Source organism: Cerasibacillus terrae, assembly GCF_008039555.1.
In the GTDB taxonomy this organism is placed as follows: Bacteria; Bacillota; Bacilli; order Bacillales; family Amphibacillaceae; genus Cerasibacillus; species Cerasibacillus terrae.
In genome coordinates this window covers 265,350-278,916 of record NZ_VDUW01000003.1, presented here as the reverse complement: position 1 = coordinate 278,916, position 13,567 = coordinate 265,350, and the positions used below count along the sequence as shown (strand labels likewise).

Sequence of the window (13,567 nt, the reverse complement as noted above, 5' to 3'; positions counted from 1 at the left end):
AACCTGTGATAAAATAACTTCTCAAATAAAAAATATTTTCTCTTTAGTTGTATCCTTTTTTTAACGAATTATTAATATCTAATAAAGAACAGTTCGTTCACTTTTTATGTATGAATCCTCCTTCAGTCCTAATATGTTATAAATCAACATAAAGTGGATCCAATCAGTGGTGGTTTTACAGCTAGTTAATCTGCGATAAAAAAGGTGGGAAAATTCACAAATGAATTTCCCCACCTTATTTTATTGGATATCTATTTTATTATGCTTTATCAACAACAATATCTTCATTCACTACGTCGATTTTCACATTCTCAACTGTACCATATTCCAAAATTAAATCAGTTAATGGGTCTTCGATTTTGTCCTGGATTACACGACGAAGTGGTCTTGCACCAAAACGTTCGTCATACCCAAGTTGTGCTAGTTTTTGTTTTGCTTCATCTGTGATGGTAAATGTGATTTGTTGTTCTTCGATACGTTCTTGTAATTCTGCCAACATAAGATCGACAATTTGAACAAGGTGTCCCTCTTTCAACACATTAAATTCAATGATGGAATCGAAACGGTTCAAGAATTCTGGTTTAAAGTAATTACTTAAATTTTCTAATGTAGAGATGGAGTCGTGGCTTTTACTATTAAAACCTACATTAATTTCTTTAACACCTGTTCCGGCATTACTTGTCATAATAATCACTGTATCTTTAAAACTAACGGTACGCCCTTGTGAGTCTGTCAAATGACCATCTTCCATGATTTGTAGGAACATATTTTGTACATCAGGATGTGCTTTTTCAATTTCATCCAACAATACAATGGAATATGGATTATGACGAACTTTCTCTGTCAATTGCCCTGCTTCCTCATGACCAACATATCCTGGTGGGGAACCGATAATTTTAGATACCGCATGTTTCTCCATATATTCACTCATATCTAGGCGAATATAGGCATCACGTGTTCCAAATAATTCTTCTGCAAGTACTTTTGTTAATTCAGTTTTACCAACACCAGTTGGTCCAACGAAAAGGAAAGAACCTGTTGGGCGATCTTTCGCTTTTAAACCTGCACGACTACGACGAATAGCCTTCGCAATTTTCACTACCGCCTCTTCTTGGCCAACTACCTTTTTACCAAGATTTTCTGCTAAATTCTTCATTTGTTCTTGTTCATCTGCTTGTAGTTTTGTTACAGGAATACCTGTTTTTTCTTCAACTAGTAATTGAATATCAGAAATATCGACATCAATCACTTGTTCTGTTCCTTTTGCCTTTTCTAATTGTTTTTCAAGTTGAATTTCTTGATATCTTAAATGTGCAGCTTGCTCATAATCTTCTCGTTCTGCTGCAGCTTCTTTTTTCTCCTTAATTTCTGTTAGACGATTTTGAATCTGGTTAGAGTCTTTTCCTGCATTATCCAAATTCAAGCGTGAACCTACTTCATCCATTAAGTCAATTGCTTTATCTGGTAAGAAGCGATCTTGAATATAGCGTTCTGACAATGTAACAAAAGCACGAATAGCTTCATCTGAATATTTCACTTCATGGAAGTCTTCATAACGGTCTTTAATTCCATTTAAAATCTGTATTGCCTCTTCTGTTGATGGTTCTTCTACCATAATTGGTTGCAAACGGCGTTCTAGTGCTGCATCTTTTTCGATTTGACGGTATTCTTTTAATGTTGTTGCACCAATTAATTGCATTTCACCACGAGCAAGTGCTGGTTTTAAAATGTTTCCAGCATCCATTTGAGAGCCTTCTGCTGTACCTGCACCAACAAGTAGATGGATTTCATCAACAAATAAAATAACTTCTTTTCTTGTTTGGACTTCTTGAATTAATTGTTTCATTCGTTCTTCAAACTGACCACGAACACCTGTATTGGCCACAAGGGAAGCAACATCGAGAATATATACTTCCTTATTAATCAGTTTAGCAGGAACATCTCCTTCTGCAATCTTCACTGCTAACCCTTCTGCAATAGCTGTCTTACCAACACCAGGTTCTCCAATAAGAACTGGATTGTTTTTATTTCTTCTATTTAATGTTTCAATTACACGTTTTACTTCTTGGTCACGGCCAATAACTGGATCAATTTTGTTTGCTCTTGCGTCATGTGTTAAGTTTTTACCGAGTTGGTCTAGTAGACCATTTCCGTGATTTTTGCGTTCTCTTGTTCTTGTACCAGCTGCTTTTTGTGATCCATTCCCTTGGAAAAATGAATTTGCAAAATCATTTGTATTTCCGTCAAAGAAGGAATCAGAGAAAAAGGAGTTTGGATTCATCATTTTACCTTGAATTTCTTTAAAACAGGAATGACAAAGATGGAGTTGTGTACGTTCTTGATTCATCTGCATCGCCATATTGACATTTGCTTCGTTAATACCACATTTTTGACATTTCATAATGTTATTCCTCCTTGATTTTTATTATTTTATGAATATAATTTTGTTATTTATTTAATTTTGACTTTGACTATCTTTGACCTTCTGACTTTTATTATACTCTGACCTTCTTTGACTTTCAAGTATTTTGATCAAATTTCTTAAAAATTACTGCGAAAGGCCAGACTTTAGTATCGAGAGTTAAACAAAAGTCAGCCGTTAAAGTACAGATACAGAAAGACATCTAAAATACAAATCCATTTTGTATATGTTAATTAATGTGGGGGAGAATTGTGATTTGTTCGATATTCGTGACCATTTCTGCTGTTTCATGATTTTCTGGGCATGATTAACTTTTATTCGTTACCGCTTTACGTGAATTTACGATTCCAAGGCACGATTAACTCTTATTCGTTACCGCTTTACGTGAGTTTACGATTACAGGGCACGATTAACTCTTATTCGTTACCACTTTACGTGAGTTTACGATTCCAGGGCACGATTAACTCTTATTCGTTACCACTTTACGTGAGTTTACGATTACAGGGCACGATTAACTCTTATTCGTTACCGCTTTACGTGAGTTTACGATTACAGGGCACGATTAACTCTTATTCATTATCACTTTACGTGAATTTACGATTCCAGGGCACGATTAACTCTTATTCGTTACCGCTTTACGTGAGTTTACGATTACAGGGCACGATTACGCATGCCCGTAGTGTTTTCAACTACGACGGCAGAAGCAACAAAGTAAGAAGCAAAAAAAACTTTTAAAAAACAAAAAAAGGATATAGCTGGTATATCCTTCATTCGAGAATGTATTAATTTTTTACTTTTTCATTTTGACGTAGTTCAACACGGCGAATTTTTCCTGATGTTGTTTTAGGTAGTTCTTTAATAAATTCAATTTTACGTGGATATTTATATGGTGCTGTTTTTGCCTTTACAAATTCTTGCAGTTCTTGAATTAATTTCGTTTCATCATATTCTTTTTCTTCTTTTAAAACGATATATGCCTTTACGACTGCACCACGAATTTCATCTGGACTCGCCACTACTGCACACTCTTGAACAGCAGGGTGTTTCACTAGAGCATCTTCAACTTCAAATGGCCCAATGGTGTAACCGGAACTAATAATAATATCATCGCTTCGACCTTCAAACCAGAAATAGCCATCTTCATCTTTATATGCTCTATCTCCTGTTACGTAATATTCTCCTCTTCTTGCTATTTTTGTTCTTTCAGTATCTTTATAATACCTTTTAAATAATGCTGGACTACTGAGTTTTACAGCAATATCTCCTACTTCACCAACATCAACAATTTCTCCTAATTGATCAATAATTTCTACCTCATTACCTGGTGTTGGCTTTCCCATTGAACCAGGTTTCAATTCCATGTCTTTTGTGATTCCTAATAGTAATGTGTTTTCTGTTTGACCATAGCCATCACGCACATCTATATTGAAATATTTTTTAAATGTATCAATTACTTCCACATTTAATGGCTCACCTGCAGATACAGCACTTTCTAATTTAGGTAAATTATATTTCCCTAGACCATCTACCTTTGCCATTAGACGATATTCTGTAGGTGTACAACATAATACTTGAATTTCCTCCTCTTGTAGTAATTGTAAATAGACTTTTGGATCAAACTTTCCGTTATATACGAATCCTGTTGCACCAGAACCTAATACAGCTAAAAACGGACTCCAAATCCATTTTTGCCAACCAGGCCCTGCTGTTGCCCATACTTTACTTCCCTCTTGGATACCTAACCAACTCTCAGCCATTGTACGAAGGTGTGCATATCCCCATGCATGTGTATGTACCACACCTTTTGGTTGGCTCGTTGTTCCTGACGTATATGGTAAAAATGCGATATCATCACTTGTTGTTCTTCCACCTGATAATGTAGGAGAAGCTTGATGCTTTAATTCATCTAAGAAGTGCCAATCTGTTACTTGTTTTCCAACAACGAATTTGGTCAGTGAATCATATTCATCTACTTTTTTATATTGGTCAACAAATGGATGAAAACTTACAATCCCATTGACCTCTCCATGGTGAATACGATATTGTAGATCATTCGTTTTTAGCATGTCGGAACTAGGGATAATGATGATTCCTGTTTTTAAAGCAGCTAAATAAACTTCGTAAGCCTCTATTAGACGAGGCATCATAACAAGCAACTTATCTCCTTTTTTTAGTCCTTTTCCCAAGAAAGCGTTTCCAATTTTGTTTACATTACTCATTAAATCCTTGTATGTTACTTCTTTCTTATTACCTGCATCATCTTGCCAAATCAGTGCTTTTCTTTCTGTATCTTCACTAAATTTCTCAATTTCATCTACTATGTTGTAATCATGTGGAGCTATTAAATCTTCCCTTTTCAAATTCATCACTCCTTTTAATTTTCATTTTATTATATCAAATGTTATGAAATTTAAAACCTTTTTTTATTTGAATTATGTGATAAAAATCATTTCTCTACATAGGTCTTTTGAGCTATAATATATTGGCTATTATATTTTTGGAAGGAATGAGTCCTATGTCAAAACTACCAAATATTGTAAAGCAATTTTTTTCTGATCTACAGCAGGTAGTTCTTATGGAAGAACATACTAACAAGGCAATTAAAGATGATTATCTACAAAACTACTTTGGTTCTTTGGCAAAATATCATCCAGATTTATTATTATTATTTTCACCAAAAGGAAAAATACTATCACAAAATAAAACAAACCTTTATCATTTAATAGGATATAAAACAATTGAGGAAATTAATATAAAAAAAATAATACCAAGGGATTCATATCGTCTACTTCGGGAGGCGTTTCGCAAAGCCTTAAATAGGGAACATATACAACATGACGTAGCTATTTGGAATAAACAACAGGAAATCATCAATTTATCAATTTCTTTTATTCCTGTATTAAAAGACAAACATGATTTGGTTGGGGTTTGTATTATCGTCCGCAATCTCACAACATATAAAAATGTATATGCTGAGCGAAAAAAATTAGAACATGCCTTAGAAAACACGAGTGATAGCTACCAATCTATGATTGATCATTTACATATTGGAATTTGGAAAACAGAGCTTTCAACCGGAAAAGTCATGTATGTTTCTAAGGGCATGGAGGAGATATTTTCTATTCCTAGAGAAACAATGTATCAAAATTTCCACATATGGGAAAAAATGATTCATCCCGATGATGAAGAAATTGTTCAATCTAGACTAAAGGAACTTTATAAAGGGAACATAGTCCAGCATAGATATCGAATTATTAGTGGCGATGGCACGTTAAAATGGGTAACTGATGAGGCAATTCCATATTATAATAAAAAAGGAGAATTAACCCACTTATTCGGTATGATTAAAGACATAACCCTTGATATTGAAACACAAGAACAACTTACCTACCTAGCTAATTACGATGCCTTAACAAACTTACCGAATCACCGAAATCTACGTAATAAATTAATACACTTATGTGAGTACAGTAATCACTTTGCCGTATTATGTATTCATATCGATGATTTTCAACAATTGAATCATGCACTAGGATATAAATTAGGTGATAAGCTTTTAATCTATACTGCCAAACAATTGAAAAAAATCCTCCCCGAAAAGGGATATCTTGCTCGTACGAGTAGTCACACATTCCTAATTACTTTACAAAATTACTCAACAAAAAAAACTGTCCATACATTTGCAGAAGATATTATTAATCTATTTGAACACCCAATTACCATAAACGAGTATAATTTCCACATAAACATTAGTATTGGAATCAGTTTTTTCCCGGAAGATGGTGATAATAAAGAGCACTTTTAGAGCGGGCCTATGCGGCTCTTTATCATGCAAAAAACCATATGAGTAGTCGCTATCAAATATACTCTTTTTCTAAGGATATTTCTGCCTATAAAAAGTTTATGTTGGAGCAAGATTTACGAAGAGCAATACAACATAATAAATTTGAATTATATTACCAGCCACAAATAGATGCAAATGATGGAATTATTAAAGGGGCAGAAGCTTTAATTCGTTGGAATCATGAAGAATGGGGTTTGGTTTCTCCAGGTGAATTTATATCAATAGCAGAGAAAAATCATTTGATTTTTGACTTAACAAATTGGATCATAGGTGAGGTTTGTCAGCAATTACAAACATGGAAGACAGAGGGTTATACATTGAGGCCGATTTCCATAAATATTTCACCCATTTGCTTCCTACAGGATGAATTTGTAGATTCTGTAAAACAACAATTAGCTACAACACAAATATCCCCAAAATATATTGTATTCGAAATTACGGAAAATAAGGCACTGACAGAAAGAGAGAATGCAAAACTAATATTAACAAAATTACGTAACATAGGAATAAAAATTGCTATCGATGATTATGGGACAGGTTATACGTCTGTTCAATATTTACATGATTTTGATGTGGATATGATTAAGATTGACCAAATGTTTATTCAAAGTATCGATGATGTAAATGATAAGGATGCTTCCATCGTTGCTTCTCTCATTCATTTGGCAAAAGGCTTAGGTATTACAGTTGTCGGAGAGGGAGTAGAAACATACGAACAATTGCAGTTTTTAAAACAAAAAGAATGTGACTTGATTCAGGGGTATTTATTTTCAAAACCCGTTCCTCTAAAAAAATTTAAAAAAATGATGAAAACGGGATATTTATATCCTAAGAAAAAAGCAAAATACGTACCAAAAGAAGAACGCAGACGGTATTATCGCTTAATTCTTCCGAACTTTTTACCAGCCCAATTAGCAGTTAGCGAAATTAATAATCGAAAAGTAAATTTAGGTACTGCACCAATTTTAATTGAAAATATAAGTATTGGTGGAATAAAAATAATGTCAACATTAAAATTACCTATTCATTCAAATATGAAATTTAAATTTTGTTTTACAGTGATGGAGATGGAATTCACTTTACCCGGTAATATTATTTGGAAGAATGAGGCCATAGGAGATATATTTTATTATGGAATTGAATTTGATACGAAAGAAAATGAAAGGGATAGCTTAGCTAGAATAATTAATCAATTGACAGTCTTACAGAAGCAAAATAAAGAAATTCCGAATACAGAATTTGTACATGAAACTGCACATTTATACTTCAAAACAGTTTAATACAGACAACAGAGCGGAGTGGAAAATTACGAACAATGGGAAATTTATATCATGTATTAATGGATGGTATTCAAGATATGGTTTTTGTTATGAAAGTAGAAAATGGCGATGTATTTAGATATGAATTTATCAATCAGGCAGCCATGGATGGCACTGGATTAACAACAGAGGTGATTGGAAAAACATTAAGAGAAGTATATCCAAATATAGAAGGAAACTATATTCATCGTCAGTACCAATCCGTCCTAAATATAAAAAATACAGTTATTTATGAAGATAGGTATACATCATGTAACAAAAATATATCATCGAATAAAAAAGTACTATATTCCGAAACAACTTTGACACCCTTATTTAATGAAACAAATGATTGTACACATATTGTCGCCATTGTAAAAGATATTACTGAAAGAAAGAAAACGAAGCTTCATAAAGAGAAAACTTTAAAAAAACTATATGAAAATGAAAAACGCTTTCGGATTATTGCTGAAAATTCTTACGATGTAATTGTTTTAATTAATAATAAAAAGGAAATCAATTATATTTCTCCTTCTTGCCAAAGAGTATTAGGTTATAGTTATAAACATTATATTGATACTTCTATTGTCGAGCATGTCCATCCTGAAGATAGAGAAATGATAGTGGGTGCTTGTCAACAAGCAATCGCTTATCAGAAATCATGTAGAATACAGTTCCGTCAAATCCATTATAGGAAGGGATGGATTTGGTCTGAATTACGGGGTACACCGGTGTATGATGAAAATGGAAACCTTATGCATATGGTCGCCACAATCATGGATATTACCTTACAAAAAAATTATGAGGCAAAAATGAACTTTTTTGCTTTTCATGACTCCTTAACCGGTTTACCCAATCGTCGATATTTAAATAAACGACTCACCGTAGAACTAAAAAATGAACAACCATTAGCTGTGATTATGATGGATATTGACCATTTTAAATCTATTAATGATGAATTAGGACATGACATTGGTGATCAAGTAATAGAAGAATTCGCAAGTAGAGTAACAAAGACCATACGAAAAGACGATTTTATTGCCCGACTTGGTGGAGACGAGTTTGTGTTGCTCCTACCTAATACAACACTAGAAGAAGCAAAAATAATCATAAAAAATATCCAGCAAGCAATGAAGAAAGACTGGCATATAGATGGACACACGATTCAAGTGACAGCTAGTCTGGGTATTACAGTAGAATCTACCAATCAAGCAAGAAAATCCAATGTTCTAAGATCTGCTGATATTGCATTATATGAGGCGAAAAAGAGACAACGTGGTTCTTCTGTAATTAAGGAAACAGATTAAAATAAATATAAAATTATGGAATAAAAAAGACTAAGGTTCAAACAATGCATTCTAGCTGAACCTTAGCTCTATTTATTTTCTAGTTAGTAATAGAAAGCTATCCACTAGAATCATATTTATCAAGATTCATGTATTTCATGAATCTTTATTTTAAGACTTTTTAGTTGATCCATATAAAGTTCTTCAAAATCTTTATGAAGTTCAAAATTAATCTCCTGTTCCGTTGCTTTTGGTTTTTCCTTTTTCAATTCCTTTTCAAGGTCTTCCGCAACACGATCACGTAACATCGATTGCCTCATATATTCATTCATATTTCGTTTGAATTTCTTTTCCCCATACGTATCTATTAATTTATTTGCAGAGTTGTCTTTTTTAACTTTCTTAATAAAATTATCTACTGATTCATTTAAATCTTCATCTGGAATAAAGTAATGTTTCTCCTCTGCTAAAAGGGACATCGTATAGATTTCAATGAGATTATTTAATTGAACATTGATATTTTCAAGAGTCTCTAATTGTTCATCCCAATAAATGTTTTTGTCTTCAAAATCTTCTTTTGATAATGACTTTTTATCACTGGAACGGTTCAATTCTATTTTTATTTTTTCAACAAGGGTATAAAATTCAAGGTCTTCTTCATAAAGTATACTATCATTAATGGTAACAACTTCGACATCTTTCTTGTCATCTGTTTTTTGTTTACTTACTTCATTTTCTGTTGTTTCTTCATTACTCGTTTTATCTTTCTTTTCTTGTTCCTCTTTTGCACAGCCGCTTATAATAAGCATTGTAATAAGCACGAGGATGAAAATAAATGGATAATTTTTTTCATGATTTATCACCCTTCATCAACATCAAATGTTATGACATCTTCATAGGTTGTATCGCCCTCTTGAGCTTGTAAGTCAATAATCCATTCTCCACCCATCGGCAATTCCACTTCTCCTGAATACGTACCATCGCCATTATCCGTAAAAACAATCTCAATAATACCATGGTCCATTCGTTCCATCTCTAAAAGTCCAGATATTTCTAAACCTGTTAGAGCTTCCCCCTCTTTTTTTGCTTCAATAATCATTTCGGATGCTACTTCCGGTTTGAAAACAGGTGCCTGTTTTACTGTCCATTCGATTTCCTCTGCCCCACATGCTGTTAATAAGATGACTAATATTGTAAGTAGTGCAAGATAAATTTTCTTCATTTTAAAACCCCTCTTCATTATTATAGCTATTTGCTCCACATGCTCTATACGAAGTTTTCCATACTTGCATATTTTTCCAAGAATTCATCTGTCGTATATTTTGTAATTTTTCCATCTTCTAAATAAGCAACATGTGTACACACTTTGCGAATTTCCTCAAAATGATGGGAGGCCATTAAAATTGTTTTGTTTGTTAGAGATTTAATAATACTCAATATTTCATTCCTACCGATTGGATCAAGGCCACTCGTTGGTTCATCTAGGATAATAATTTCAGAATCAAAGTATAAAACAACCGCAAGCCCTAGACGTTGTAACATTCCTTTTGAATAATTGCTAATTTGTTTAGATCTGTCTTCCCATAAAGAAACCATACGTAATTTTTCTTCGATTTTTTCATCATTCATTTTTTTGGATTGTAAACTTGCAAAAAACTGCATGTTTTCTATCCCGGTTAAATTTTGATATAGATGGAATTTTTCAGGCAAGTAGGAGACATTCTTTTTCCATGTTTGTTTTTTATTTGATTGCCCATCAAGGGTGATGGTTCCTTGTTTTAAAGGTAATAAGCCAAGGAGTGTATGAATTAAAGTTGATTTTCCCGCACCATTTCGCCCTACTAATGCACAGCGCTCATATTTATCAACAGATAAATGAACATCATCTAATACTTTTTTCTTTTGAAAGGATTGGGACACATTTTTTATCTGTATCATAATTACACCTCTTGAATAACCATATTTTTGTACATCTTAATTTTGTCTCGTTCCCCCGCTTTTAATAAATACTGATAAGAAATAAAACAAGGTTGGCCATAGAAATGCATTAATTGCTAAGAATTTCCACGGGGCCATAAATACGAACTTCTCCATTAAACGGGACATATGAGATAAACCAAACAGATTTAGCTTTGTCTCTAAATAAAAACGCATCGTATGGATGGGATCTAGAAAGTAAATCCATGAAAATAACCGTAAATTATCAAAAGTAATAGCAGGTAAAAAGTATAAAAATACAAGATCAACTAAAAACACAATTACAAACCATATTAAAATATTTGCACCAACTAATTGCATTTTCGTTTTACATACTGTACCTAGAAACACGCCAATCTGATTAAAAATAAGAAGAAATACAATGGTTATTAATAAAAAGTGGAGGAAGCTTTGTAAATGAAAAGCTAAAAATCCCTTCATAAATAAAGCTAGAACAAAATAAGCTCCAATAAATGCTGATGTAATAACGATTTGTACCGCAAGCGACTTCTTTAAAATATATGTCCAATTTGATTCTTTTTTTGTTAATAAAATCATCGCTGTTTTCATTTCTTTTTCTTGAAACATGGAAAATGAGGCTAAGAACAGGGAAAACAATGGAACAAGGTACATATTTGTATCAAATAAAGATAATAACATCGCTTCAAAACCTAAATCTGCTGGAAAAGAACGTGCCTCTGCAATTATAAAAATCGATGCAAGCATAAGTACACCTAAGCCAAGCCATAATCCTTTTCCACGAGCTTGTTCTAATCCTTCTTTCCAAATGTAAGCCATGGTAATTTTCCCTTTCTGTATAAAAATATGAGAGTCCCTGCAATGATAATTGAAATGAATATAACAATCGGTTTGATTTGTTTTTCTTTAGACATTAGTGGATGCTTATCTATTGCCATTACTTGATCATTACTTAATAATTCATTTGTTTTTTCATAGATGGTAATGGCAGGGCTATCAAGAAAAAGATAAGCTAATTCATTTTCTTCAACTAATGTGCTTAATGATGATGTATTTTCAAAAGGTGAGTCACCGATCTTGTCATCGTTTAAATCAAGCATTGGGGTGTTCCAATAGTTTCCAACACCACCCTTAAACCATTCATTATTCGACTCCCCTCCTACAGCCAGAACATTTGTATTATTTTTATAAAACGCATTCTTGATAAATGTATGTGCTGTAGCTGAAGCCCAGACTTCTACGCCAATCTGATTATGAAAAAAATCATTTTTTTCTATTAAATTACTTGTGGATTGTTCTAAATAAAGACCTCGTTGATTTAAGTGAAATTCATTCTGCAGGACGTGAATATCACGGCTTGTTTGAATAATTAATCCAAATGCACGTGATCCTTGATTATAAGAAAATGTGTTGTCTTTCAATGTAATGTGGTCGGAATGCATGATGGCTGCTCCACCTACATTTCGATTGAAATGATTTCCTTCAAATATATTATAATTAGAATACATGTAATGGAGGCCATATCTGGTCTCCACTGCAGTATTATTCACAATCTCGTTATTATCGGCATATTCTACATAAATTCCATCACGAGTTTTTTCAATATAATTATCTTTAACCATATTACGTCCTGCACGATTAATAAAAATACCATAACCTTGATTTCCTAATACTTCTGTTCCATGTCCAGTAATTTTATTTCCTTGAATCGTATTTTCCTTTGTTCTATTTAAATATATCCCATGATAACTATCTGAAATCGTTAAGTTTTTTAATGTTGTATGATTGCCCATGACACGGACACCTGAATATTCTTCATCTGAACTACGACTCATCCCACTGTATCTAATTTCCATATTATCTAATGTGACATGATCACTTTCTATTTCAACGACATTTGCTTTTTTATCGCCATGAATTTTAGTACCTTTTTGTCCTTTCATGGTCATCGGCTTTTTTATAACAACATTTCCTTCATATGTTTTCGCTTCAAGTTCTAGTACACCTTTTTCTGGTGTATTATCAATGAGCTCTTGTAATTCATTTGTTTCTGCCGCTTGTACAGACTGTGCTCCAAGAATGGCCATGATGATAAGGGTAATGCCCGTTATCATTCGTTTCATTTTCCTCTATCCTTCCATAATGGAAAAATCATTAATATAAAAGCAAGACCTAATAGAAAGGCACCCCATGTGAAGTAACTATTTGTTACAAAGTTAGCAATTGTATTTTCTCCTATAATAGGCGGTACAAATGGTTCTAAATCAATCGGAGCATTTGGGTCTAATTCAGTACCAAATTTTTTAAGCCAACGGCGCATATCTAAGATTCCAACTGCACCTCCAAGTGCAAATAATGCAATTAATCCATAGAGAAGTGATTTTCTCCTTAAAAAAGCAACGATTAATGTAAGTACAGCTATTCCCGCAACAATATACGGCATAAATTGTAATTCAGGGAATGATTCATTACTAAATTCCTTCATACCAATATAATGGTTTAACCCATTCACCACATCAATATCACCTGCAAGTGTTGTTGGATAAACGATAATGTCTAAGCCTTCTGGATATTGTGGTGCATAAAATTCCATTCCCCACCAAGGTACAAAAAGTGTTATGAAGATGATAATTGCTGCTGCTATTAGACTAAACATAGATACTTTTGATAGTTTTTTCTTCACTATAGTCATCTCCTAAATGAATAGGGGGGATCTCCTTCAATGAGGAGATCGCTCCCTTTGTTCCTACCTAGTTGAAAA

At 33.1% G+C, this 13,567-nt stretch carries 11 protein-coding genes; 3 read left to right on the top strand and 8 right to left on the bottom strand.

Annotated features, from left to right (window positions below; genetic code table 11):
• Positions 1 to 259 precede the first annotated feature (259 nt).
• Together FHP05_RS06965 and mbcS are read right to left on the bottom strand one after the other, a co-directional pair.
• Positions 260 to 2,401: an ATP-dependent Clp protease ATP-binding subunit gene (locus FHP05_RS06965; protein WP_147666521.1), complete on the bottom strand. Its 2,142-nt coding sequence runs from the start codon at positions 2,399 to 2,401 to the stop codon at positions 260 to 262.
• An 803-nt stretch (positions 2,402 to 3,204) separates the two neighbouring features.
• On the bottom strand, positions 3,205 to 4,782 hold the full coding sequence (gene mbcS, locus FHP05_RS06960) for an acyl-CoA synthetase MbcS (RefSeq protein WP_147666520.1): 1,578 nt from the start codon (positions 4,780 to 4,782) through the stop codon (positions 3,205 to 3,207).
• A gap of 155 nt (positions 4,783 to 4,937) precedes the next feature.
• On the opposite strand from mbcS, the gene FHP05_RS06955 reads away from it, so the two are divergent.
• From FHP05_RS06955 to FHP05_RS06945, 3 genes are read left to right on the top strand one after another with little or no spacing between them, the layout of a single operon-like run.
• The gene (locus FHP05_RS06955; protein WP_191126278.1) at positions 4,938 to 6,227 is read left to right on the top strand and encodes a sensor domain-containing diguanylate cyclase; all 1,290 of its coding nucleotides are present in this window, start codon (positions 4,938 to 4,940) and stop codon (positions 6,225 to 6,227) included.
• A gap of 38 nt (positions 6,228 to 6,265) precedes the next feature.
• Positions 6,266 to 7,546 carry an EAL domain-containing protein gene (locus FHP05_RS06950; protein WP_147666518.1) on the top strand — a complete coding sequence of 427 codons (1,281 nt, stop codon included), beginning with the start codon at positions 6,266 to 6,268 and terminating at the stop codon, positions 7,544 to 7,546.
• Between the two features lie 35 nt (positions 7,547 to 7,581).
• Positions 7,582 to 8,871, top strand: coding sequence for a sensor domain-containing diguanylate cyclase (locus tag FHP05_RS06945; RefSeq protein WP_147666517.1), 1,290 nt, complete (start codon positions 7,582 to 7,584; stop codon positions 8,869 to 8,871).
• A gap of 119 nt (positions 8,872 to 8,990) precedes the next feature.
• On the opposite strand, the gene FHP05_RS06940 is transcribed toward FHP05_RS06945, so the two are convergent.
• Genes FHP05_RS06940 through FHP05_RS06915 form a run of 6 tightly spaced genes read right to left on the bottom strand, consistent with a single transcriptional unit; the run spans position 8,991 to position 13,498 of the window.
• Complete coding sequence (locus FHP05_RS06940) at positions 8,991 to 9,713, bottom strand: hypothetical protein (RefSeq protein ID WP_147666516.1); 723 nt, start codon at positions 9,711 to 9,713, stop codon at positions 8,991 to 8,993.
• Entirely contained in the window at positions 9,710 to 10,072 is a 363-nt protein-coding gene (locus FHP05_RS06935; protein ID WP_191126277.1) for a FixH family protein, read from the bottom strand. Before FHP05_RS06935 ends, FHP05_RS06940 begins: the two co-directional genes overlap by 4 nt.
• 44 nt (positions 10,073 to 10,116) lie before the next feature.
• Positions 10,117 to 10,788 carry an ABC transporter ATP-binding protein gene (locus FHP05_RS06930; protein ID WP_147666514.1) on the bottom strand — a complete coding sequence of 224 codons (672 nt, stop codon included), beginning with the start codon at positions 10,786 to 10,788 and terminating at the stop codon, positions 10,117 to 10,119.
• Positions 10,789 to 10,824: 36 nt separating this feature from the next.
• On the bottom strand, positions 10,825 to 11,625 hold the full coding sequence (locus tag FHP05_RS06925; RefSeq protein ID WP_147666513.1) for an ABC transporter permease: 801 nt from the start codon (positions 11,623 to 11,625) through the stop codon (positions 10,825 to 10,827).
• A complete protein-coding gene (gene nosD / locus FHP05_RS06920) occupies positions 11,598 to 12,929 on the bottom strand; it encodes a nitrous oxide reductase family maturation protein NosD (RefSeq protein ID WP_147666512.1) in 1,332 nt (443 codons plus the stop codon). Before nosD ends, FHP05_RS06925 begins: the two co-directional genes overlap by 28 nt.
• Positions 12,926 to 13,498, bottom strand: a complete 573-nt coding sequence (locus FHP05_RS06915) for a hypothetical protein (RefSeq protein WP_191126276.1) — start codon at positions 13,496 to 13,498, stop codon at positions 12,926 to 12,928. Before FHP05_RS06915 ends, nosD begins: the two co-directional genes overlap by 4 nt.
• Between the last annotated feature and the right edge of the window lie 69 nt (positions 13,499 to 13,567).